The organism is Geoglobus sp. (assembly GCF_054018175.1).
The window spans coordinates 1-21,311 of the sequence record NZ_JBPLZQ010000110.1; the positions used below are offsets into that span (position 1 = coordinate 1).

The 21,311-nt window shown below is 53.3% G+C and carries 24 protein-coding genes and 1 tRNA gene; 14 read left to right on the forward strand and 11 right to left on the reverse strand.

The features are described 5' to 3' along the window. The 5 genes from ACXJJC_RS08465 to ACXJJC_RS08485 form a co-directional block, all read right to left on the reverse strand. Positions 1-1,644: succinate dehydrogenase/fumarate reductase flavoprotein subunit (locus ACXJJC_RS08465; RefSeq protein ID WP_456370981.1), on the reverse strand; the 1,644-nt coding region annotated here is incomplete at its 3' end. A gap of 2 nt (positions 1,645-1,646) precedes the next feature. Continuing rightward, positions 1,647-2,519 (reverse strand): succinate--CoA ligase subunit alpha, encoded by an 873-nt coding sequence (sucD, locus tag ACXJJC_RS08470; protein WP_456370983.1) that lies wholly within the window; start codon positions 2,517-2,519, stop codon positions 1,647-1,649. Positions 2,520-2,521: 2 nt separating this feature from the next. Continuing rightward, entirely contained in the window at positions 2,522-3,679 is a 1,158-nt protein-coding gene (gene sucC, locus ACXJJC_RS08475) for an ADP-forming succinate--CoA ligase subunit beta (protein WP_456370984.1), read from the reverse strand. A 203-nt stretch (positions 3,680-3,882) separates the two neighbouring features. Beyond that, positions 3,883-5,076: an acyl-CoA dehydrogenase family protein gene (locus ACXJJC_RS08480; RefSeq protein WP_456370986.1), complete on the reverse strand. Its 1,194-nt coding sequence runs from the start codon at positions 5,074-5,076 to the stop codon at positions 3,883-3,885. Positions 5,077-5,221: 145 nt separating this feature from the next. Next, positions 5,222-5,566, reverse strand: coding sequence for an SCP2 sterol-binding domain-containing protein (locus ACXJJC_RS08485; protein ID WP_456370988.1), 345 nt, complete (start codon positions 5,564-5,566; stop codon positions 5,222-5,224). Between the two features lie 129 nt (positions 5,567-5,695). On the opposite strand from ACXJJC_RS08485, the gene ACXJJC_RS08490 reads away from it, so the two are divergent. From ACXJJC_RS08490 to ACXJJC_RS08500, 3 genes are all read left to right on the forward strand, one after another. Then, positions 5,696-5,770, forward strand: a tRNA-Glu gene (locus tag ACXJJC_RS08490). 84 nt (positions 5,771-5,854) lie between these two features. Then, on the forward strand, positions 5,855-6,919 hold the full coding sequence (locus ACXJJC_RS08495; protein ID WP_456370989.1) for an SLC13 family permease: 1,065 nt from the start codon (positions 5,855-5,857) through the stop codon (positions 6,917-6,919). Between the two features lie 242 nt (positions 6,920-7,161). Next, on the forward strand, positions 7,162-7,632 hold the full coding sequence (locus ACXJJC_RS08500) for a hypothetical protein (protein ID WP_456370991.1): 471 nt from the start codon (positions 7,162-7,164) through the stop codon (positions 7,630-7,632). Here the strand turns inward: ACXJJC_RS08500 and aroC are convergent. Then, complete coding sequence (aroC, locus tag ACXJJC_RS08505; RefSeq protein WP_456370992.1) at positions 7,629-8,720, reverse strand: chorismate synthase; 1,092 nt, start codon at positions 8,718-8,720, stop codon at positions 7,629-7,631. The two genes, ACXJJC_RS08500 and aroC, sit on opposite strands and share 4 nt — an antisense overlap. Then, on the reverse strand, positions 8,717-9,952 hold the full coding sequence (gene aroA, locus ACXJJC_RS08510) for a 3-phosphoshikimate 1-carboxyvinyltransferase (RefSeq protein ID WP_456370994.1): 1,236 nt from the start codon (positions 9,950-9,952) through the stop codon (positions 8,717-8,719). Before aroA ends, aroC begins: the two co-directional genes overlap by 4 nt. Positions 9,953-10,042: 90 nt before the next feature. Between aroA and ACXJJC_RS08515 the strand changes: the two genes are divergently transcribed. Continuing rightward, positions 10,043-10,942 carry an MBL fold metallo-hydrolase gene (locus ACXJJC_RS08515; RefSeq protein WP_456370996.1) on the forward strand — a complete coding sequence of 300 codons (900 nt, stop codon included), beginning with the start codon at positions 10,043-10,045 and terminating at the stop codon, positions 10,940-10,942. On the opposite strand, the gene ACXJJC_RS08520 is transcribed toward ACXJJC_RS08515, so the two are convergent. Next, positions 10,943-11,092 carry a 50S ribosomal protein L40e gene (locus ACXJJC_RS08520; protein ID WP_048090177.1) on the reverse strand — a complete coding sequence of 50 codons (150 nt, stop codon included), beginning with the start codon at positions 11,090-11,092 and terminating at the stop codon, positions 10,943-10,945. Positions 11,093-11,407: 315 nt separating this feature from the next. Here ACXJJC_RS08520 and ACXJJC_RS08525 point away from each other — a divergent pair, with 315 nt between their 5' ends. The 3 genes from ACXJJC_RS08525 to rplJ all read left to right on the forward strand — a co-directional run bounded on the left by ACXJJC_RS08525 (position 11,408) and on the right by rplJ (position 12,895). Continuing rightward, positions 11,408-11,575 carry a hypothetical protein gene (locus ACXJJC_RS08525; protein ID WP_456370998.1) on the forward strand — a complete coding sequence of 56 codons (168 nt, stop codon included), beginning with the start codon at positions 11,408-11,410 and terminating at the stop codon, positions 11,573-11,575. A gap of 44 nt (positions 11,576-11,619) precedes the next feature. Further along, the gene (locus ACXJJC_RS08530) at positions 11,620-12,192 is read left to right on the forward strand and encodes a class I SAM-dependent methyltransferase (RefSeq protein ID WP_456371000.1); all 573 of its coding nucleotides are present in this window, start codon (positions 11,620-11,622) and stop codon (positions 12,190-12,192) included. A 178-nt stretch (positions 12,193-12,370) separates the two neighbouring features. Then, the gene (gene rplJ / locus ACXJJC_RS08535; RefSeq protein ID WP_456371001.1) at positions 12,371-12,895 is read left to right on the forward strand and encodes a 50S ribosomal protein L16; all 525 of its coding nucleotides are present in this window, start codon (positions 12,371-12,373) and stop codon (positions 12,893-12,895) included. Here the strand turns inward: rplJ and ribB are convergent. From ribB to ACXJJC_RS08550, 3 genes are all read right to left on the reverse strand, one after another. Continuing rightward, entirely contained in the window at positions 12,892-13,593 is a 702-nt protein-coding gene (gene ribB / locus ACXJJC_RS08540) for a 3,4-dihydroxy-2-butanone-4-phosphate synthase (RefSeq protein WP_456371003.1), read from the reverse strand. The genes rplJ and ribB overlap by 4 nt on opposite strands. After that, positions 13,590-14,237, reverse strand: coding sequence for a winged helix-turn-helix domain-containing protein/riboflavin kinase (locus ACXJJC_RS08545; protein WP_456371004.1), 648 nt, complete (start codon positions 14,235-14,237; stop codon positions 13,590-13,592). Before ACXJJC_RS08545 ends, ribB begins: the two co-directional genes overlap by 4 nt. 69 nt (positions 14,238-14,306) lie before the next feature. Further along, entirely contained in the window at positions 14,307-15,026 is a 720-nt protein-coding gene (locus ACXJJC_RS08550; protein ID WP_456371006.1) for an arginase family protein, read from the reverse strand. An 82-nt stretch (positions 15,027-15,108) separates the two neighbouring features. Here ACXJJC_RS08550 and ACXJJC_RS08555 point away from each other — a divergent pair, with 82 nt between their 5' ends. The 7 genes from ACXJJC_RS08555 to ACXJJC_RS08585 all read left to right on the forward strand — a co-directional run bounded on the left by ACXJJC_RS08555 (position 15,109) and on the right by ACXJJC_RS08585 (position 21,309). Beyond that, the gene (locus ACXJJC_RS08555) at positions 15,109-15,432 is read left to right on the forward strand and encodes a 2Fe-2S iron-sulfur cluster-binding protein (RefSeq protein ID WP_456371008.1); all 324 of its coding nucleotides are present in this window, start codon (positions 15,109-15,111) and stop codon (positions 15,430-15,432) included. 144 nt (positions 15,433-15,576) lie between these two features. Then, positions 15,577-16,758: an ASKHA domain-containing protein gene (locus ACXJJC_RS08560; protein ID WP_456371010.1), complete on the forward strand. Its 1,182-nt coding sequence runs from the start codon at positions 15,577-15,579 to the stop codon at positions 16,756-16,758. Between the two features lie 3 nt (positions 16,759-16,761). Beyond that, positions 16,762-16,887, forward strand: a complete 126-nt coding sequence (locus ACXJJC_RS08565) for a hypothetical protein (RefSeq protein ID WP_456371012.1) — start codon at positions 16,762-16,764, stop codon at positions 16,885-16,887. A 39-nt stretch (positions 16,888-16,926) separates the two neighbouring features. After that, positions 16,927-17,580 (forward strand): enoyl-CoA hydratase/isomerase family protein, encoded by a 654-nt coding sequence (locus ACXJJC_RS08570; RefSeq protein WP_456371014.1) that lies wholly within the window; start codon positions 16,927-16,929, stop codon positions 17,578-17,580. A gap of 5 nt (positions 17,581-17,585) precedes the next feature. Further along, positions 17,586-18,587 carry an N-acetyl-gamma-glutamyl-phosphate reductase gene (gene argC / locus ACXJJC_RS08575; RefSeq protein ID WP_456371016.1) on the forward strand — a complete coding sequence of 334 codons (1,002 nt, stop codon included), beginning with the start codon at positions 17,586-17,588 and terminating at the stop codon, positions 18,585-18,587. A 209-nt stretch (positions 18,588-18,796) separates the two neighbouring features. Next, positions 18,797-20,158 (forward strand): pyridoxal phosphate-dependent decarboxylase family protein, encoded by a 1,362-nt coding sequence (locus tag ACXJJC_RS08580; protein ID WP_456371018.1) that lies wholly within the window; start codon positions 18,797-18,799, stop codon positions 20,156-20,158. Next, positions 20,146-21,309: an MFS transporter gene (locus tag ACXJJC_RS08585; RefSeq protein WP_456371019.1), complete on the forward strand. Its 1,164-nt coding sequence runs from the start codon at positions 20,146-20,148 to the stop codon at positions 21,307-21,309. Before ACXJJC_RS08580 ends, ACXJJC_RS08585 begins: the two co-directional genes overlap by 13 nt. Positions 21,310-21,311: the final 2 nt, after the last annotated feature.

Here is a 21,311-nt window from a genome sequence, read left to right on the forward strand (position 1 = left end):
CCCTTCAGGGGTGTAGTATGCGAGTGTGTGCTTCAGCCAGTTCTCATCATCCCTCTTCGGATAGTCGAGCCTGTAGTGCGCCCCCCTGCTCTCAGTTCTTGCGTAGGCTCCAACAGCAACAGTCTCAGCCAGATCGAGCATGAAGCCGATCTCCATGGCCTGCATTAAATCTGTGTTGAAGCCCCTCTTCTTGTCCACAATCTCGATATTCCCATACCTCCTCTTCAGCTCCTGAATCTTCTTTATTCCCTCCTTCATTTCCTCACCAGTCCTGAATATCCAGAAGTGCCTGTCCATTACCCCGTTCAGCTCCTTTTTGATCTCGTATGGATTTTCGTCTCCGCTCCTGCCAAGGAACTCGTCGAATAGTCTCTTTTCCTCTGCGAGCATCTCATCTCTCGTTATCTCCGAGAACCTCTTCCCCTTCACGAATTCCACCGCCTTCTCCCCTGCGACCCTGCCGAAAACCAAGCATTCTGCCGTCGAGTTGCTGCCAAGTCTGTTGGCGCCGTGAATGCTCACCGCCGCAACCTCTCCTGCCGCGTAAAGTCCTCTGACGGGCGTTTCAGTCCACATGTTTGTATGAATTCCACCCATCGTGTAATGTGCGACAGGCTTGACTGGAATGGGCTCCTCCACCGGATCAATTCCGGCAAACTTCCTTGCAGCGTCTCGTATCAAAGGTAGGCGCTCCTCGATCTTCTCCTCGCCGAGGTGAGTCAAGTCCAGAGCGATGTATGGGCCATACGGACCCTCAAAGCCCCTTCCCTCGATGATTTCCGTCCACATCGCCCTTGCGACAACATCCCTTGGGGCGAGCTCCATTCTCTCCGGCGCGTATTTTTCCATGAACCTCTCGTCGTTCCTGTTCCTCAGGTAACCTCCCTCACCCCTGCACGCCTCGGTCATCAATATTCCGGACGGAATCAGTCCGGTTGGATGGAATTGCACGAATTCCATGTCCTTCAGGGGAACTCCTGCTCTGTATGCAATGGCAAGCCCGTCTCCGGTGACCTGGTGGCTGTAGGTCGTGAAGCCGTAGAGCCTTCCTGCACCACCCGTTGCGAGAATCACGGCCTTCGCGTTGAAGAACACCAGCTCACCCGTCTTGAGGTGGATTGCAGAAATGCCCTTGACTGCGTTATCCTCAATAAACAGATTGGTGACGAAGTATTCATCATAGCGGACGATGTTGGGATACATCAGGCTTCGCTCATATAGGGTGTGCACCTCATGAAAGCCCGTTCTGTCTGCAGCAAAAACAGTCCTGTTGAAGCTCTGCCCTCCGAAAGCTCTCTGGGCAATCTTTCCATCTTCCCTCCTGCTCCAGGGGCAGCCCCAGTTGTCCAGCCTGAGGATTTCCTTTGGAATCTCCCTTACGAAGAATTCGACTGCATCCTGATCAGCCAGGAAGTCTGCTCCCTTAACGGTATCCCAGCCATGCAGGTCGAAGCTATCTCCCTCATCCTCTCTCAGAACTGCTGCAGTTCCACCTTCAGCGCAGACAGAGTGGCACCTTATCGGGTAGGTTTTGGAGATCAGGGCTATGCTGACCTCTTTGCTCTTCTCAGCCGCAGCAATCGCTGCCCTGAGGCCGGCAAGACCTGCACCGATTATAACTATATCGTGTTTGATTACCTCCATAATCATCCCTTCAGCGTTCTTTTCACGATTTCGGCAACCTCCATTGGCGTTCTGCCGACTTCCACTCCAACCTCGTTTAACGCTTTAATCTTCGACTCTGCGGTTCCCCTGCCACCTTCAATTATCGCTCCAGCATGACCCATCCTCTTGCCCGGAGGGGCAGTTATGCCCGCTATGTAGCCAACAACTGGCTTGGACATGCGCTTTTCGATGAACTTTGCAGCCTCTTCCTCATCCGTACCTCCAATCTCCCCAATGAGCACAACAAGATCCGTCTGATCATCGTTCTCGAACATCTCAAGCACTTCGACGAAGCTTGTGCCGATTATTCTGTCCCCTCCTATGCCAACGACCGTTGACTGGCCGATTCCAAGCTTCGTAAGGTTGTACGCGACCTGGTAAGTCAGGGTCCCGCTTCTCGAGACTATTCCAACGTTGCCCTCGCTGAATATCTGGGGCGGCATTATGCCGAGGTGAGATTTCCCGACGCTCATCACTCCGGGGCAGTTGGGGCCGATGAGAATCCTGCCCTCAGCCTTAACCTTCCTGTAAACCTTCAGCTCATCGTAAACGGGAATTCCCTCAGTTATGGCAACAATAACCTCAACTCCAGCATCAACTGCCTCCATTATCGCATCTCCGGCAAAGGCTGCTGGAACGAAGATTACACTCGCATTCGCTCCGGTCTCCTCAACCGCCTCCTTAACCGTGTCGAAGACCGGAACTCCAAGGACTTCGCCTCCACCCTTGCCGGGAGTAACACCACCAACGATTTTTGTTCCGTAGGCAATCATCCTCTCCGCATGAAACCTGCCCTGAGAGCCGGTAATGCCCTGAACTATCGCCTTCGTGTTTTCATCAATAATTATCGCCATATTCACACCCCCTTTGCAAGCTCAACCGCCTTCCTGGCTCCTTCCTCCATTGTCTCCACGGGGTAGATGCTCTCGACGCCCTTCTCCCTTATGAACTCCTCTATGAGCTTCCTGCCCTCCTCCTCGTTGGTGCCAGCAAGCCTGAGAACGACGGGCACAGGAATCTCCATCTCAGAGAATGCCGTGATCAGGCCCTTTGCAACCTCGTCGCACCTTGTGATTCCACCAAAAATGTTCATGAAGATGACCTTCACGTTCTGATCCATCAGGATGATGCTCATCGCTTCTTTCACAACCTCACTGCTCGCTCCACCTCCGACATCCAGAAAGTTCGCCGGTTTTCCGCCCTCTAGGTAGATCAGATCCATCGTCGCCATGCTCATACCCGCACCATTCGCTATCACGCCAATGTTGCCATCAAGCTTGACGAAGTTCAGGCCCTTTTCCTCGGCTATTCTCTCAGTCTGATCCACCTCCGTGTAATCCTTCAGCTCCTTCAGCTCTGGATGCCTGTAGAGTGCGTTGTCATCTATGTTCAGCCTTGCATCCGCAGCTATAATCTTGCCGTCTTTCGTGATAACAAGCGGGTTGATCTCGGTCAGTTCTGCTTCATTGTGGACGAGTATGCTGTAGAGTGCCTTTATTATCCTCGTAACCTCCCTGTGGTACTCCCTCGGCATGCGGGATTTGTAAAGGACCTCCCTTATCTGGTAGTCCCACAGTCCGTAGATTGGGTCCACGGTAACCCTCGCGATTCTGTCAGGGTGCTTCGCAGCTATCTCCTCAATATCCATCCCGCCCACGCTGCTCACAATCAGAGCAAAGCCCTTGCTCGCCCTGTCAATCGTGAAGCCCACGTATATCTCTCTTTCAATCTCAAGCTGCTCCTCCACGTACAGCTTCTCAACCCTGTGCCCTTTAATGACCATCCCGAACATCTGCTCTGCAAGCTCGTAAGCCTCTTCGGGGCTGTTGGCCAGCTTTATCCCTCCAGCTTTCCCTCTTCCGCCAACGAGAACCTGCGACTTGATCACAACTTTCCCTCCAAGCTTTTCCGCGATTTCCCTAACCTGTTCTGGACTCAGGGCAAGCTCCCCTCTCGCCGTTGGAATTCCGTGCTGTCTGAAAATCTGTTTAGCCTGATACTCGTGCATCCTCAATCTACCACCTTCCGTAAAATGTTTTGCCAACATTCATTATTATTGATAAAAAAGTTTCCGCTTTTTCGCGCAATTGCCTTATTCATCCTTAGGAAATGTTATTACTGCGTGTTACTGAAAAAGAGGCGGTGCAGTGGAATTTGAACACTGCAGAGCTCTCGACCGTGCGTGACGGATTGCTCTCAGCAAAAAAATGGAAGAGATTACATGAACGGGTGCTTTCTCACGTTTCCAAGCACAGATGGGACCTTTCCTGTCAGAGACCTCGCGATGACCTCCAGCTCAACTTCTCTCGTTCCCTCGTAGATTTCAAGAATTCTCGCATCCCTGAACATTCTCGATATCGCCTGCTCACCCATGAAACCGTAACCGCCGTAAATCTGCAGGGCTTCGTGAACGATGTCCTGGGCAACTCTCGCAGTATAATATTTCGCCATCGCCGTCAGCCCCGGATCGGGCATGCCCACCTTGTCCTGGAAGTATGCAGCCTGATATGCCAGCAGTCTTGCAGCTTCAAGCTCGGTCCTCATCCTGGCAAGCTTCTCCTGGGTTGCCTGGAAGTCAATCAGTTTCCTCTCGAAGAGTTCCCTGTTCTTTGCGTAGTTGAAAGCGAGCTCAAAAGCTCCGGTTGCAAGACCCACAGCCTGAAATGCAACCGGTATCCTTGTTACGTTGAAGAACATCATGGTCTGGTAAAAGCCCTGACCTTCCTGACCGATGAGATTCTCCTTCGGCACCCTCACATTCTTGAACACAAACTCCGCAGTATCAATCGCCCTTATTCCGAGCTTGTTGGTGAGCTTCTTCGCCTCAACTCCCGGAGTGTCCCTCTCCACGAGGAAAACGCTCATGCCAAGGTGCCTCTTCGGCGGGTTTGGATCCGTTCTGGCGAGGACTATGTAGTAGTCGGCGATGGTACCGTTTGTGATGAACATCTTGGTTCCGTTTATCACGTACTCGTCCCCATCCCTGTCAGCCCTCGTCTTTATTCCAGCGACATCGCTACCTGCTACGGGTTCGGTGTAGCATGCCGCGCAAATCGCCTTGCCCTGGGCCAGGGGCGGCAGGTACTTCTTCTTCTGCTCCTCGCTGCCGAACATCAGAATCTGCTCCGAGCCAAACGTGGAGGCCATTATCATTCCAAGCCCGCCGTCAACCCTCCAGAACTCCTCCACGACGAGACAGGTGTCCAGGATCCCCATTCCCTGTCCGCCATACTCCTCGGGAATGCTCATGCCGATGAACCCAAGCTCGGCAGCCTTCTTCCACAGCTCAAACGGGAACTTCTCCTCCCTGTCACATTCCTCAGAATAATTCGGAAACTCTTTCTCGGCAAATTCTCTCGCCGCTTCCTTAATTGCCTTCTGTTCGTCGGTTAGAAGATTTTCAGCCAGCATGTTTGATTATAGTTGAAAAAATGTATAAAACTTTCGGTTTTTCCGCGAAGACTCATTCTGATCGTCGTGTTCTCAAATAGAAACCGTTATAAGGGGGTTTTCAAAATTAAAACGTTCAATCATTATGTTTTCTGTCAAAAAATAGTTATAGCTTCCCGGCAAACTTCTTCAGGATTCCGGCAAGCCTCTGAGCCTCCATTATGTTGCCCTCAATCCTGTATTTCTGCATCATGAATCCCATTATCGGGTCTTCCTGCCCTTTGAGCACGGACGCCCAGTAGTCGGGGGGAGCTATGACCGTAAACTTGGGCGACTCGTGCACACCTTCGCCGAATTCGCACGACCCGTCCTCGTTGTACACGACGTAGAACTCCTCGTCGCCAAGTCTGTACTGAACCACCCCGCTCCAGCCAGCGAGCTCCTTCTTTATATCCTCCGAGCTGTTCTGGAGCTCGCACATCTTTATCACAATCTCTTTTGCCTCGCTCACGTTACCACCAGATTCTCATTTGCTTTCAATTCTTTATAAGTTTTCAGGCATCCGTTGGCCTTCAAGGAGCTTTGCAGTTGTCGGCAGGGCAAAAGTATTATAAACTGAATTTGAACTGGCTATGATTGGGCTCCGGTGGTGTAGCCCGGCCAATCATTCCGGCCTTTCGAGCCGGCGACCCGGGTTCAAATCCCGGCCGGAGCACTGATCTCCTTTGTTTTCGCTTCACTATTTTCTGGCATTGCCGTACGGCGCAAAGGATTTATCCCGTTGATACCTCCCACTGTGGTGAACCTCCGTGGCAGAAACGCCCCCCTCGCGATATTCGCAGCGATGCTGGTTGTCCTGAGCGTGATGTATCCTGACAGAATTCCGACGTATCCGGAGTATGTGGAGTGGAGAACAGTCATAAGTCTCGCCGGACTCCTTGTGGTCACCTCGGGTTTGAGGGAAAGCGGGTACCTCTCAAGACTCGCGGAGGTGATGGTCGACAGATCTTCTACCGAAAGGGAGCTCGTGATAAAGCTCTGCATGCTCTCCGCTGCTCTCGGATCTGTAGTGACAAACGACGCGGCCATACTGGTTGTGGTGCCCCTAACGCTAACTCTTGGAGAGGTGCTTGACGTGAAAAGGGCAGTTGTGCTTGAAACAATTTCTGCAAACGTTGGCTCAACCCTGACCCCCATCGGAAACCCCCAGAACATCCTGATATGGCATCTGTGGGGGGTATCCTTTTTGAGGTTTGTCGATAATATGCTGAAAGTTGTCATCGTGCAGGCAGGAATACTTCTGGTCCTGATTCTGGCTACAACATCCTCACGGAAAATCATCGCTCGCGGGAGACTTCACGAAACCAACACAGCTCTCGCAGTCTGCTCGGTGGCGATGCTCACGGTGCTTGTACTCGCTCTTGAATTCAGAGCTTACTGGTTTGTTCTGGTCGTCGTTGCCATTTACGCCCTCTTCCACAGGCGTTCCCTGACATCCGCCGACTGGGCTCTGGTGGCCTTGTTTGCCTTAATGTTCGTGGATCTGGGAGTGCTGACGGACGCAGTTGCCTTCACCGCCGACCTCACCGGGGCAGGAGCGTTTATTTCGTCTGTCGTCCTCTCGCAGTTCGTCAGCAACGTTCCAGCCGCAGTCATAATGTTGGGATCCAGCAGAGACTATGCCGCCATCGCCGTTGGAGTGAACATCGGTGGGAACGGCGTTCTGCTGGCGTCATTTGCGAACCTGATAACCTACAGGATTACCGGGGGTGCGGAATTTCTCAGAGTCTACCACAGAATGTCCGTTCCGTTCCTGATTGCAAGCACGGCAACCGTGTACTTTCTGTTTTACTATGTATGGTAAATTCTGCGATCGTACAGACTAAAACCGGATTTTTTGACAGTTTTTTAGCTGAGGCATTACTGTAGGTCCTCTGTGCGGATCCGGATTTCCGGCTTTGGCAGAAAACCAAATCGTGGCAGTAAAATTTAAAGATTCCTTTATTTCTATCTTTTTTATATCACATAGCGTATGAAAAGGTTGCAAGGTGCTGGAAATGGGTGAAGTAAACTATTTATATTACCAGAAATCAATGCATATTTTGTATGTCCGGGAGTGGGGTTTACATAAACGAGGCGGTACTTGCTCGCCTGATTGAGAAGGCAATAAATATGGAGGAGATAAACGTAAACACGCTGCTGAAACTCTTTATGACAGAGGATGACGAGGGAGGCAGGAAAATACTGTACAACCTGCTGAGAGATGCTGAGTGCCACAAGTCGAGGCTCATTGAGTGCCTCAAGGTGCTCAAGGGCGGCAGGGTCCCCGAGCCATCGGCCCACGGGAAGTACAACTTCGAGGAGATGTTCTACGCGGAGAAAGCGGCAATCCTGAGGAAAGTGAAGGTAGTTCTGAGGGACTACTACCGGTACCTGCTCGAGGACGTGAAGAGAGCTGAAATAGAGGGTTCGATAGAAAAGGGGATTGCCGAGAAGGTCATTCCGTGTCTGGAGTTCCTGTCAAAAGAGAAGGACAGACACCTGAAGCTGATTGAAGAGGTCTGGAAGGCATATTAGCCGAAGAACCTCGGCACAATGCCCTGCATCATCATCAGGTCGAGCAAGGCTATCGCCACCATCGCCTCGCACACCACAACGGCCCTTGGAACTATGCACGGGTCGTGTCTTCCCCTGACACTTATCTCAACGTTCTCGAGGCTCTTCAGGTTCACGGTTCTCTGCTTCTTCGATATGCTCGGAGTTGGTTTGATCGCAACCCTGATTACGATGTCCTGACCGGTGGTTATCCCTCCGAGAACTCCTCCCGCGTTGTTGGAGTGGAAACCCATGCGCCCCTTCTCAGCATACATCTCGTCGTTCATCTCACTGCCGAGCACTCTCGCAGCGTCAAATCCCGCTCCTATCTCGACTCCTTTGACGGCGGGAATGCTCATCAGGGCGTACGCGAGATAAGCGTCGGTCTTCATGAAGACCGGCTCACCAACTCCTGCGGGTACGCCCCTGACCACAACCTCCGCGATACCTCCAACGCTGTCACCCTCCTTCCTTGCATCCTCTATTCGTGCTATGGCCTCTCTCTCCCTTTCTGCATCTGGAAACCGGATCTCGCTCTTTTCCGCTCTTTCGAAGATCTCCTCGATGTCTCCCTCGACCTCCGCTCTGACCCCGGCTATCTCCCGAGAAAATCCGTAAATGCGCACCCCGAACTTGGAGAGGACCTTCTTTGCAACAGCTCCGGCAGCGACTCTCCCGACTGTCTCTCTGCCCGATGCCCTTCCCCCGCCTCTCCAGTCCCTGATCCCGAACTTGGCGAAGTACGTGTAGTCCGCATGCCCCGGTCTTGCGAGATCCTTTATGCTCTCGTACGACTTCGAATCGACGTCTCTGTTCTCGACAACGATCGCGATGGGCGTTCCAAGAGTGACACCTTCGAAGACTCCCGAGAGTATCCTCGCCTCGTCCCTTTCCCTCCTCGGCGAGGCAAACCTTCCCCCGGGTCTCCTCCTCATCAGCTCGCGATTGATGTCTTCCTCGCTGAGCTCTATTCCAGCAGGGCATCCATCCACAACGCATCCCACGGCTGTTCCGTGGCTCTCGCCAAAGGTCGTGACCCTGAAAACCTTTCCAAAAGAGCTGCCAGTCATACCACTTCAACCCTCGCACCAATTTTTGCCAGGTCTCTGAAAAATGAGGGGTATGAGATGCCAACACACTCGGCATTCTTAACTGTCACGTCCCCAATAAGGCCGAGGAGCGAGAAAGCCATGGCTATTCTGTGGTCGCCAAAGCTGTCAACCACTCCTCTGCCCACGCTACCTCCCCGAATGACAATGCCGTCCCTCCTCTCTCTTGCGTGAACTCCAAGAGCCCTCAGGTTTTCGACCACAGTCCTTATCCTGTCAGTCTCCTTTATCCTCAGGTGTTCTGCGTTGTAGATCACACTCTCGCCTCTCGCAGTTGCGGCAAGCACGGCTATCGTGGGAACGAGGTCAGGTGTGTCACGGGCGTCGAACTCTATTCCCTCAAGTTCAGACCTCTCGGCCGTGACCCTGTCACCCCTCCAGGAAACCCTTCCTCCCATCGATCTGACGACCTCGATGAACCTGCGATCGCCCTGCCTTGAGTCAACAACGCCCTCCACCTCCACTCTTCCGGCGAGCAGTCCGGCGGATATGATGTAGCTGAGCGATGAGAAGTCCGGAGGAACCGTGAATTCTCTCAGATCAAATTCGGACGGGTATATGTGATAAACGTGACCCTCACATTCTACCTTAACCCCGCTCCTCTCGAGAACATCCACCGTTATGTCTATGTACGGTCTCGATTTCACGCTCTCAACTATTATTGCCGATTCATCTTCAAGCAGGGGCAGTGCAAAGAGAAGCGACGTGATGAACTGCGAGCTTGCCGCGGAGATCCTGACCTCCCCTCCCCGGATCGGGCCCCTCACTTTCAGGGGAGCTGTAAAATCATTGCCGCCCCGTATCTCTGCACCGAGGGATTCGATTGCGCGGGCGAGCTCGGTGTTGGGCCTTTTTCGGAGAGATTCATCCCCATCGAGTATCGACAACCTTCCACTCGTGCTGAGCAGGGACATGAGTATTCTGAGGGTCGTGCCGGAGTTCTCAGCGTTGTAGTATCCGGACTTTATCTCCTCAGTCCCCCTGAAGTAGATGTTTCCGGCCTTCTTCGAAACTGCCGCCCCCATTTTAACGCAGGACCGCAGGGTAGAGAGCGTGTCACCTGCTAACAGAGGATTTTTCACCACGCTCCTCTTTGAAAGCGAGGAGGCGAAAAAGGCCCTGTGGGTGTAGCTCTTTGAGGGTGGGGCCCGAACTTTTCCATGCACATCACTCTTAGTTACTCTCACGTCCACAAATCTCCTTGGAGCGAACTGGCTTATTACTGTTTCTCATGAGGTGATAAAATCACAAAGCTTTTCAAAGTTTGATTCTCCACTCTACCCATGAACATTTACAGGTTCAGAGACAATCTTTTTCTGATTGACCTTCCGCAGAAGATCCGGGGTTTCAGAAACTTCATAAGCTCGTGGGTTTACCTGGGGGACTTCGTTGCCGTGGTTGATCCGGGCCCGAAGAGCACGGTTGATGTGCTCGTGAAGTCACTCCACGAAATCGGAATCAGGCGGGTGGATTACGTCCTTCTCACGCACATACACATAGACCATGCCGGGGGAGTGGGGGAGTTTTTGAGGCACTTTGACACGGCCAAGGTTTTGGTCAGTGATAGGGGCAGGGAACATCTGATAAATCCGGATAGGCTTTGGATGGGAAGCCTCAAGGTGCTCGGGGACATCGCAAGAGCGTACGGGGAGATAACCCCCGTTGATGAATCGAGGTTTACCGAGTCTCCTGACGGGATTGAAATCATCCCAACCCCCGGGCATTCAGTACATCATCAGAGCTACGTCATAGAGGATTACCTGTTCGCGGGCGAGGCTCTTGGGGTCTTCCACGCGATAAAGGACGAAATATACCAGCGGCCAGCCACGCCACCGAAGTTCATATACGAGGTTGCCAACGACTCGATCAGGAAGCTGAAAGAGCTGGGAGACCTGAGAGTCTGCTTCGGCCACTTTGGACTTCATGATAGCAGCCGGGACGTGGCGAGATATGCTGAAAAGCAGCTCATGATGTGGGTTGATGCTGTTACGGATGCAATCTGCTGCACGACCGGCGAAAATTTCGAGAGTGTTAGGGATGGCGTTGTAAAGGAGCTGCTCGGGCGAGATGCAAGGTTTGCGAACTACGAAAAGCTCGATGAGGATGTCAGGAGCAGAGAGAACTACTTCATCGGGAACACGATAAAGGGGATATACGAGTATGTTAAAGAAAACAGGATATGATTACTTCCCTCTCCTCTCCTTTGACTTTGGCCTCAAACCCTTGTATCCGCACTTTCTGCAGACCTTGGCCTTTATGGGATTCCTTGCGTTGCACCTCATGCATATCTTGACGTTGAAGAGTCTTGCTTCAGCCTCTGGGAATCTTGCCATAGATGCGGCATGAGGGGGAGTGTATTTAATACTTGCGATGTGGTTGAAGGGACTGTCGGAAAAACCACCTCTTCGGATTATACGGCATGGCAGAACTCTCCGGCCAGCTCTGAACAGATTCGAAGGAAGTCCTGAAGGAAATTGTGTTAAAGATCTTCTCAGTCTGGTCATCATCAGAGAGAAGAACCCTTTTACCGCATTTCTTGTTCCAAAGGTCTCGTGTCTGTAACTAAAACCGTGTCTTTCCAAAACTCTCCTGTACAGAACCCTCTATCAACAACGATCTCTGGTTGTTGGGTCGGGTGGAGAGATGCAGTGTTCATCGGGGAAAACGGAGCGGTCGTCGACCCTGTAAAGGTATGGAGGAAGCTGGAATATGCTGGATACGTGAGGGTAATTTCCCCGCAAACGGCTTATGAACTACTCCAAAATGGAGAAGTCCTTAGGAAGAACATTACCCTTTACAGTAAATGCGGTGGATGAACCTCTTCAAAAGTAATTTATCCATTCACGAATTTCTTCTTTCAATGGGCATTCTCGAAAAGTTCGAAGAATTTGAAGGTGAGGGTGCGAGGAGGTACGATAAGGCTGTTAGCAGGGTATCGTCGATTCTCTACTGGCATGCGATCAGGGATCTGAAGAGGCTGGGGGTGAAAGGAAAATATCTGGAAGCTGGCTGCGGGCCCGGAATTCTCGCCGTGAGGGTTGCGAAGGAGCTTGGGGTGAATGTTACAGCCTTTGACCTCTCTGAAGATATGATAGCGATTGCAAGGGAAAGGGCGAGAAACACGGGCGTTAATGTGCAATTCAGGACTGGAGATGTGGAGAGCGATTACTTCGGCGAGTTTGACGTGGTTTATTCCACCTTCTCCCTGCATCACTGGAACAATCCGGAAAAGGGGCTGAAGAATCTGTGGAGGATGGTGAAGTCAGGAGGTGTGCTTTACATTCTGGATGCGAGAAAGGAGGGATTTATAGGGCACGGTCTGAGTTTCGATAGGTTCAGGTCGCTTTTTGAAAGTCTTGAAAATGCCGAGAAACTTGAGATCAGGAGGAGGTTTCCGCTGATGATTTCTGCAATCGCTGTGAAAGGGGTTTGACCCGGTTGATGCAGTTACAGCGTTCATTATGTAACTATTCTCCGAAGAATAATTCTGGTGGGTATAGATGGTAGATGGATTGAGGGTGTTCACCCCTTCAAGATTCCTTTAAATCCTGGGACATCCGGTTTTACACATTCAGGTTAAACTTAAATACCCTTCCACTACCCTCACCACTATGGCGAGGAAACCAGCGAGGATGTGGAGGAGACTCGAGAGGCCCTACACCAGGAAGGAGTACATTGACGGTGCACCGGGTACAAGGCTCAGACAGTTCGAGATGGGCAATAAGAAGGCTGAATTCCCCGTCATGCTCACCCTTGTCGCAAAAGAGGCTGTTCAGGTAAGGGACACTGCCCTGGAAGCTGCGAGAATTGCTGCCAACAAGTACATCGCAAGGAGGGCTGGTTCGAGCAACTACTTCCTCAAGGTCAGGATTTACCCGCACCACGTTCTGAGGGAGCACAGGATGGCCACAGGTGCAGGAGCGGACAGAATTTCGCAGGGTATGAGGAAGGCCTTCGGAAAGCCGGTGGGGCTTGCTGCAAGGGTGAGACCGGGGACGAGGATAATGAGCATCTGGACGAAACCGGAGCACTTTGAGGTTGCGAAAGAGGCTTTGAAGAGAGCAGGGCAGAAGATGCCGACTCCGGTCAGCATAGTCGTTGAAAAGGGAAGGGAGCTGCTGAAAGGAAAGGTTTAGACTCTTATTTTCACCTCTCCAGACCTCTTTTTGTAGTAATCCACGACCTCTTTACCTTCCACGAAGGGGATGTCGTATTCGGCCGCGTACTTCATAGCGTCCTCCTTCGACAGCGCCTTCCCGCTCTTCTCGTCGAGCATCTCGCATATTGCAACGGCCGGAGTGATGCCAGCGAGCTCCGCTATGGCTATGCTCAGCTCTGTCTGTCCAACCCTTTCGTACACGAGTCTCTGAGAGGCTTTCAGAATCGCCACGTGCCCCGGGCTCCTGAACTCCCTGCCGAAGTCGAAGTCTTCACCGCTCAGAACACTCTCAACAGCCTCCCCGACCTTCCTTATCGTCAGGCTCCTGTCCACGTCGGTTATGCCCGTGTACGTGTCGCGGTGGTTTACCCAGAGGCTGAAAGATGAGCGGGAGTCGTAGCTTATGTCGAAATGCGCAATTCCCTCGAGCTGAGGAAATTTTCGGGCCGCAAAGCTCAGTATGTCGTGCATGAACGGGAGTCCAAGCTTTTCCGCCGCGCTGAATGGGATTGACACGCAGATGAGTCCTCCACCGTCCGTTCTCATCATCGCAACGTCCTCGGGCTCGACGCTGACAGCGGGGATGGCTATGTCCGTCTCGCCCTCCCTGTCGTCGAAGTCGTAGATCAGAACGGGCGCCCCCTTCCTGAATGCTTTCATCGCCTCCTCAATCATAGCAGCACCTCAACCTCAACCTCGTCACCATCATCAAGCCCCAGCCTGTCCCGCAGGCTGATTGGGGCGATAACCTCGAGCACGTCCTTGCTGTAGTGTGTCCTCTTCGGCATTATAACAGCCCCCTCGACTCCGTCGATCCTGCATCTGAAGGCCTTGACCTCGCCAAACGTTCTGTCTTCGGTCCTGAACCCCTCGATGAGAATTCCATCTTCCTCGTCCAGCATTCTCCTGAAGTACATCTGCTCCTTTGGGATCTTGAGGTTCAGAGTTCCCGGAAAGGGCGTGAAGCCGAGCTTCTCCTCGAACTGCTTCCTGTAGCCGTCGAGGCTGACATAGTACTTGCCCTCACCGACTCCGCTGACGACCTTTCCCTTTATGCACACCTTGTCCTCCCCCTCGAAAATCTTCTTCAGGTCGAGGTACTCCCTGTAGAGCAGCTCCTTTCCCTTCTCGGTTATCACTATGTACTGCCCGTCCTTGTCGAGTATTCTCTCAATTAGTCCGTTGTCTTCAAGCTCCTTCAGCTTCCTCGCAGCAGTCTGAAGGCTCTGATCTATCTTTTCGGCGAACTCCTTTGAGCTCAGCTTGACGACCTTCCTTGTGGCGTTCATCAGTGCGAGCTTCTTGAGTGCATCGATCATCTTCTCAAAAATGAGAAGCTTCTCGTTATAAATCTGTTGGTTTGTTGCGGGGCTGTAAAAAACTGTGGGTCAGCAGTACTTCTTGAACGAGGAAATTATTTCCTCGAAAACGTCCTCTCTCGACCCCGAGCTCAGCAGGACTATTTTCTTACCGGGGATAGAGAGGAAAGCCCTTATCATCTCCTCCAGAGCGCGCCCATCAAGGTTCCCCTCGGAGTACTCCCTGACGTGCAGGTCCTGGCCGAGGTACCACACAACCACGTCAGGTTTCGCCTTAGCTATTCCTTCGACAACCTCGGCAAATCTGCTCAGGTATTCATCCGGCTCTGTGCTGCGGGAAATCCTGCACTTCATGTCCACCACGTCTCTGCACTTGTTCTCTCCGGAAATGCAGAAGAACCTGGCGTCGCAGACCCTGTAGGACTCGCTGTGGTGAGTGTCGGTTTCGAGGACTGCTATCTTTTCGTACCCATTTTCCTTCAGCTTCTCGATCAGTATCGCCAGGTCGTTGAAGAAGCTGTATCCCCTCCACCTGTCCTTTTCTGCGTGGTGGCCCGTGCCGACCGTCGGAACTATCACGACGTCGTGCTCCTCCACCTCATCCGCGGACCTGAGCACGCACTTTATGGACTCGTAAGCCGGCCTGAAGAAAGGGGTGTTCCTGACCTTCTCGAGGTACTCCGGGGTGTGGAACCTGAGAATGTAATCGTCAGGTGTGATTTCTGAGGAGATGTGCCTCTCTCTAAAGCCGAAAAACCTCTTTGACGCACCAAACCACTCTGACGCCATATCTTTATTATAAATTATTGCAATTCCCATACTATCCTTTTCGGGAAAATTAATAAATAATTTTTGCGGATTTCTCTGTTTGATGGTAAAGGTCGTTTTTCTTCCTTCAGGAAAGAGAGCGGAGGCTGAAAAGGGAAAATCCATTCTCGAAATTGCTCAGAGTGTTGGTGAAGGTATAAGGAGCCTGTGCGGTGGCAAGGGAAGCTGCGGGAAATGCAGGGTCATAGTCAGGAACGGGGAGTACGAGATTAACCCTGAACCGCACGAGAAGTTCGTTTCCAGAAAGGAGAGGGAGAAAGGAGTCGTACTTGCATGTCAGACCTACTTAATGAGCGATGCGGAGGTGTACATCCCTCTTGAGTCGAGGCTCGAAAAGCAGCAGATTCTGAATGACTTCATCGTCTAGGGAAGTGAGCTCCAGCCCGACGTCAGAAAGGAGTTTTACGCTGACGCCTTTCTCCCTGAGGTAATCTCGGGTAAGGGTTACCGTCTGTCCTGCTCTCCCGACGTTGAGGACGGCGATCTGACGCTCGTTCTGAGGGGTAATGAGGTGATCGCGGTTGAGGAGGGGGATACGAGGAACGAGTTCTACGGGCTGGCGATAGACATAGGCACGACCACCCTCGTCACGGCTCTCGTTGATCTGAACTCTGGAAGTGTGGTGAACATAGCCTCGGACTACAACGGTCAGATAATTTACGGTGAGGAGGTGTTGTCCAGAGTTGAGTTCGTCTTCAGCAGAAAGGACGGGCTGGAGATACTGCAGAAGGCCGTGGTGGAGTCAGTAAACAAGCTGATTGACAGGCTGCTTGAGGGATACTCGTCTCCCGAGAGGATATACGATGTCGTTGCGGCGGGAAACACCCTGATGACTCACTTTTTCCTCGGCATGGACATCAACTACCTCTTCAGATCATCGAACGTGAGGGTGGAGAAGAGGGGGTACACAGCCCCAGCCTCAAAACTCGGGCTCAGGGTAAACGAGAATGCGCAGGTCTTCGCACTGCCGCCGGTTGGCAGGTACGTTGGGGGAGACATAGTGGGGGACGTCCTCGCGAGCGGCGTGGTCGACTCTCCCTACCTATCGCTGATGGTCGATCTCGGCACTAACGGGGAGATCGTGCTGGGCAGTGAGGGATGGGCGATATCCACGAGCGTTGCAAGTGGCCCGGCGTTTGAGGGGTATGAGATAAAGCACGGCAGCAGAGCTGTGGAGGGGGCGATAGATCACGTGGAGATTGTGGATGGAGAGGTGAGGTACACGGTCATTGGCAGCAAGAAACCCAGGAGCATATGCGGCAGCGGGCTCATAGACCTGCTGGCGGAACTGCTCAAAAACGGAATCGTGGACTTTCAGGGAAACCTCGACACTAAGCACCCGAGGGTCAGGAGGGGCGAGGACGGCTACGAGTTCGTGGTCGTTGAGGGAGATGAGACGGAAACGGGGGAGGACATTGTCCTCACCCAGAACGACATAGACACGCTGATAAAGTCGAAAGCTGCGGTTTGTGCTGGAATTGCGGTGCTGATAAGGAAGGCCGGCATAACCCCCGCGGACGTTGACAGGTTTTACATCGCAGGGGGCTTCGGTTACTACATAAACTTCGAGAACGCTGTGATCATCGGGCTTTTCCCCGAGCTTCCGAATGCCGAGGTCAGGCAGATAGGGAACGGATCTCTCGCCGGAGCATACCTCGCCCTGACGTCCAGGAAGAAGAGGCAGCTTGCCTAGACGATGGCAAAGCTCATGACGTACTTCGACCTGAGCACCGACGCGAACTTCATGGAGGAGTACAACGCCGCCCTCGCACTGCCAGGCAGGTACGAGCTCTTCCCTACGATTTATTCGAGGTACGTCTGAAAGACAAAACTTTTTCTATTCTCCCTGCCAACAGCCTGCATGGCTGTTGACGTCGTCACATTCAGCAGGCCGGAGAAGCACAACGCTCTCAACCTCGACCACCTGAAGGACGTTTACGAGCAGTTCAAGTCCTGTGAGAATCCGGTGGTTATCTACGGGGAGCCGAGCTTCTGCTCCGGAATAGATGTTAACTACGTCGGAGTTGCGAGCAGGAGCGAGATCCTCGAGTTTGCAGATCTCGCGAACAGTTTCATCCTCGACATATGCCGCTATCCAAGGCCAGTTGTGGCGTTCGTTAAGGGCTATGCTCTTGGTGCGGGCTTCAGCATCGCCCTCGCGTGTGATGCGATAGTGGCTGAGGAAAACGCCGTTTTCTCTACGGGCTTTGCGAAGCTCGGAATCGCTCCCGACATGGGTGTCTCGTACCTCCTTCCGAGAACGGTGGGTCTTAAGAGAGCACTTGAACTCCTCTTTTCTGCGGAGAGGTTTGATGCTAAGGAAGCTTTTGACCTCGGGATCGTGTCGAGGTTCGGGACGCTTGATGATGCGAAGGAGCTGGCAGAAAAGCTTGACGGACCCTCCGTGAGGTACATAAAGGAGCTGGTTTACAGGGACATGGTCGAGCACGTGGCGCACGAGAAGGAGCTCGCCCTTCGATCCATAATGGGGCTGAGAAAATTCGAGAGGGGGTGAGAGGAATGATCGAGGCGGGAATAATCGGAGGTACTGGCTACACCGGATCGGAGCTCCTCAGGATACTCGCAAAGCATCCGGAGGCTGAGGTGGTGGCTGTCAGCTCGAGGAAGGAGAAGGGGAGGAAAGTGTGGGAGGTTCACCCTCACCTCAAAGGTTTTTATGACCTCGAGTTCGTGGAGCCGGACTTTGAGGTATTTTCAGAGTGCGACGTCGTTTTCACAGCGGTCCCTCACGGAGAGGCGATGAGGTACGTACCGGAGCTGTATGATGCGGGAGTCAGGGTCATCGACCTCTCCGCAGACTACAGGCTTTCGAGGGAGAAGTACGAGGAGGTTTACGGGAGGGAGCACGAGGCGTACATCGAGGCGGTTTACGGTCTTACAGAGCTCCACAGAGACGAGATAAGGGACGCCAAACTCGTCGCAAACCCCGGGTGCTACCCCACTGGTGCGATACTTGCAGTCGCCCCCCTTGCGGAGCTCGAGCTCGTTGAGAGGGTAATTTTCGACTCTAAGAGCGGTATAACCGGGGCCGGAGCGAGTCCGACGGAGTTCACACACTACCCGAACCTCCACGAGGCCATAGTGCCCTACAAGATCACCGAGCACAGGCACTACTACGAGATGGAGCAGGAGCTCAGGAGGTTTCAGGAGGACATCCGCATATCCTTCACGCCACAGGTGTTCCCGGGTTCGAGGGGGATACTGACAAACGCCCACGTCTTCCTCAGGGGGGAGCTCGAGCAGGAGGAGCTTGAGGGGGTTTACAGGAGTTTCTACGATGGCTGTTACTTCGTCAGGATGCAGAAGAGCGTGAGGCTGAGCCACGTCAGGGGCAGCAACTTCGTGGACATTTCGCTGAACAGGGGGAGGGACAGAGTCGTTGTCGTGTCTGCAATAGACAACCTGGTGAAGGGGGCGAGCGGTCAGGCCGTGCAGAACATGAATGTGATGTTCGGGCTGGATGAGAGGGCGGGCTTGGACTATCCGCCGCTGTTTCCGTGACACCTCACCCTCAACCGATCCCTCACCTCGCACCGTGTTTTTAACCTCCTGGACGCTGTTTTTTCACTTTTTTGCTTTCCGGGATTTTGAAGCCTTACTGGTTCTGGTCCGCTCCACCATGGGCCTGAACATGCGGTCTTCAAGAGTTATGCGCAGGAATGCACACCCATCTGGACAAACCTTTTATCCTAAATTTATCAGCATTTTTCATGACACACGTTCTCGAACTTCTTGCAGAGATTGAGAAGCAGGACCTCAACCCCTATACGGGCAGGCTGTTTGCCTACGTATACGAAACCGGCGACGATGAGCTCAAGAGAGTCGCCAGGGAGGCGCTGCTCAGGTTCTACGATAAAAACATACTGGACTTCACCGTCTTCAGGAGCGCGATATACTTCGAGAAAGAGCTCGTCTCTTTCTGCAAGAGGCTTATGAACGCTGGAGAAGGCGTGGTTGGAAGCTACACCTACGGAGGGACGGAGAGCATAATGCTCGCGGTCAAGGCCGCGAGGGATTACTTCAGGAAAAGGCACGGGAGCTCTGAGGTCCCCGAGATCGTGGTGCCGGTAACGATTCACCCATCATTCTACAAGGCCGCCCACTACCTCGGGCTGAAGGTGAGGAGGGTGGGGATAGATGGGGAGAGGAAAGCTGACGTGGAGGAGCTGAAGGAGGCGGTTGGCAGGAATACGGCCCTGATTGCTCTGTCTGCACCAAACTGGCCCTACGGCACTGTAGATCCGGTTGAGGATGTGGCCGACCTCTCACTGGACTCGGGCACTTTGCTTCACGTGGACGCATGTCTCGGTGGATTCGCGCTGCCCTTCTTCGAGAAGCTCGGAGAGAAAGTCCCGAGATTCGACTTCAGAGTTGATGGCGTCACTTCTATTTCAATGGACGCCCACAAGTACGGTTACTCTCCAAAGGGTGCCTCCGTGGTGCTCTTCAGAAACGAGGAGCTAAAGAAGCACTCCATGTACGTGGACGTGACTTCTCCGGGTTACATATTCGTGAACACAGCCGTGCTGTCCACGAGGTCCGTGGGACCTCTTGCTGCGGCATTTTCTGTGACGAAACACCTCGGAGTGGATGGCTACCTTGAGCTCGCGAGGAGGATACTCTCGGCGAGGAGGAAGATGCTGGGTGGCCTCAGGAACCTCGGGTTCGAGCCGATAGCCCCGGTCGAGTCCACGGTTCTCGCGATGTCCAGCGAGGATGTCGACCTGCTCGGCTTCGTCACGGCCATGAGGGAGAGGGGCTGGCACTTCCACCTCCAGAAGGGGCTTGCAGACTACGGCGTCCCTCCAAACATTCACCTGACCCTCTCACCAGTCCACGACAGCGTGGCGGACGAGTTTCTGAAAGATGCAGGTAAATGCGTTAGCGTGAAGAGCGGAATAAGCCTCGAAAGCATGATTGAGCTCGCTCAGAGAGGAGAATTCTCATCCATCCTCAGGGACTTCGAGGATGGCAGGATCGACTCGAGCATCGTTCCCGTGCTCCTCGAGGGCGTACCTCCAGAGGTGGCCGAGGAGATCGTGAAGCAGATAGTTGTAGGGTGGTACAGTTGAGGGGGCCCGCCCTCATCGCGGGATTCATCCTGACAGTCTTTGCCTCTCAGGCCGTGTGGGCAACCTTCTCGCCCGTCGTGACTCACGTTGCGGGAGAACTCGGCACGTCAGTGGAGCTTGTGGGCTATCTGGCCGTCACCTACCCGCTCTTTTTCCTGCTTCTCACAGTCCCTTCAGGCATTCTGCTGGACAGAAACTTCAGGCTCTGGCTTCTCTTCGGCACGTTTCTGACGTTCCTCGCCGGGGCGGGAAGACTTCTGAATCTCCACTCCTACTACTGGCTCCTCGCATGCCAGCTCTTCGGGGCCATAGGTCAGCCCTTCTTGCTTAACGCATTCGTCCCTCTCGCCACGAGAATTGACGAGAGCAGGAGGGCACTCCTCGTTTCCGTCTTCAGCCTCTCGATGTACCTCGGCACCATCTTTGCCCTGATCGCGGGAGTTGAGCTGTATCAGGCTGGCGGAATCAAGCTCCTCTCGATTCCAGCAGCAGCCATCTCCACGGCGGGTGCAGTGATGATGATCGCGAGCATTTCAGCACTCCCGGAGATTTCCGCTATCGGAGTGAAAGTGGGCCTGGGCACCGTCCTCAGGAGGAGGGACCTCTGGGTGATCGGCACCCTTCTCGGGCTTGGGGTGGCCGCTTTCGACAACCTCGCCACGTGGCTTCAACCGGCTCTCAGGTCCGCAGGTCTCGAGAGCGTAGCCGGGGACGCGGTGGCGGTGTCGATAGTAGCGGGTCTGATTGGCGTGGCGTTCATTCCGAGCAGAATCTCGAAAATGAACGCGAGAACAATGTACCTGAGAACCATAGTGCCAGTGATAGCCCTGCTCTTCGCAATTCTGGCAATCTCCCTGAGCTCAGTTCTTCTCTTCGCATTCCTCACCATCGCCGGTTTCCTGATGCTCCCCGCATATCCAATAATCATGGACTGGATAGGCAGATTTCACGAGAAGGAGGTTCACGGTAGCGCAGCAGGCTTTGTTGGGCTTGTCAGCAGAGCAATATCGGTGGCACTCATGTTTCTCGCGACCTTCTTCATCTACAGCGCGAAAGTTTACTTTGCATTCCTCACAGCCGTAATCCTGATCGCTATGCTCTTCGCCTTCATGCTGCCGAGGGACGAGGATGTTGAAAAAAGGGGTGGCTGAGG

What these genes read in the sequence shown, in the direction of transcription:
- ACXJJC_RS08565 (WP_456371012.1), top strand. Translation starts at nt 16,762, where the DNA reads ATGGCAAAGCTCATGACGTACTTCGACCTGAGCACCGACGCGAACTTC.
- ACXJJC_RS08480 (WP_456370986.1), bottom strand. Translation starts at nt 5,076, where the DNA reads ATGCTGGCTGAAAATCTTCTAACCGACGAACAGAAGGCAATTAAGGAA.
- sucD (WP_456370983.1), bottom strand. Translation starts at nt 2,519, where the DNA reads ATGGCGATAATTATTGATGAAAACACGAAGGCGATAGTTCAGGGCATT.
- rplJ (WP_456371001.1), top strand. Translation starts at nt 12,371, where the DNA reads ATGGCGAGGAAACCAGCGAGGATGTGGAGGAGACTCGAGAGGCCCTAC.
- ACXJJC_RS08550 (WP_456371006.1), bottom strand. Translation starts at nt 15,026, where the DNA reads ATGGCGTCAGAGTGGTTTGGTGCGTCAAAGAGGTTTTTCGGCTTTAGA.
- ribB (WP_456371003.1), bottom strand. Translation starts at nt 13,593, where the DNA reads ATGATTGAGGAGGCGATGAAAGCATTCAGGAAGGGGGCGCCCGTTCTG.
- ACXJJC_RS08545 (WP_456371004.1), bottom strand. Translation starts at nt 14,237, where the DNA reads ATGATCGATGCACTCAAGAAGCTCGCACTGATGAACGCCACAAGGAAG.
- ACXJJC_RS08530 (WP_456371000.1), top strand. Translation starts at nt 11,620, where the DNA reads ATGGGCATTCTCGAAAAGTTCGAAGAATTTGAAGGTGAGGGTGCGAGG.
- ACXJJC_RS08515 (WP_456370996.1), top strand. Translation starts at nt 10,043, where the DNA reads ATGAACATTTACAGGTTCAGAGACAATCTTTTTCTGATTGACCTTCCG.
- ACXJJC_RS08570 (WP_456371014.1), top strand. Translation starts at nt 16,927, where the DNA reads ATGGCTGTTGACGTCGTCACATTCAGCAGGCCGGAGAAGCACAACGCT.
- ACXJJC_RS08580 (WP_456371018.1), top strand. Translation starts at nt 18,797, where the DNA reads ATGACACACGTTCTCGAACTTCTTGCAGAGATTGAGAAGCAGGACCTC.
- ACXJJC_RS08520 (WP_048090177.1), bottom strand. Translation starts at nt 11,092, where the DNA reads ATGGCAAGATTCCCAGAGGCTGAAGCAAGACTCTTCAACGTCAAGATA.
- aroC (WP_456370992.1), bottom strand. Translation starts at nt 8,720, where the DNA reads ATGACTGGCAGCTCTTTTGGAAAGGTTTTCAGGGTCACGACCTTTGGC.
- ACXJJC_RS08555 (WP_456371008.1), top strand. Translation starts at nt 15,109, where the DNA reads ATGGTAAAGGTCGTTTTTCTTCCTTCAGGAAAGAGAGCGGAGGCTGAA.
- ACXJJC_RS08500 (WP_456370991.1), top strand. Translation starts at nt 7,162, where the DNA reads ATGTCCGGGAGTGGGGTTTACATAAACGAGGCGGTACTTGCTCGCCTG.
- argC (WP_456371016.1), top strand. Translation starts at nt 17,586, where the DNA reads ATGATCGAGGCGGGAATAATCGGAGGTACTGGCTACACCGGATCGGAG.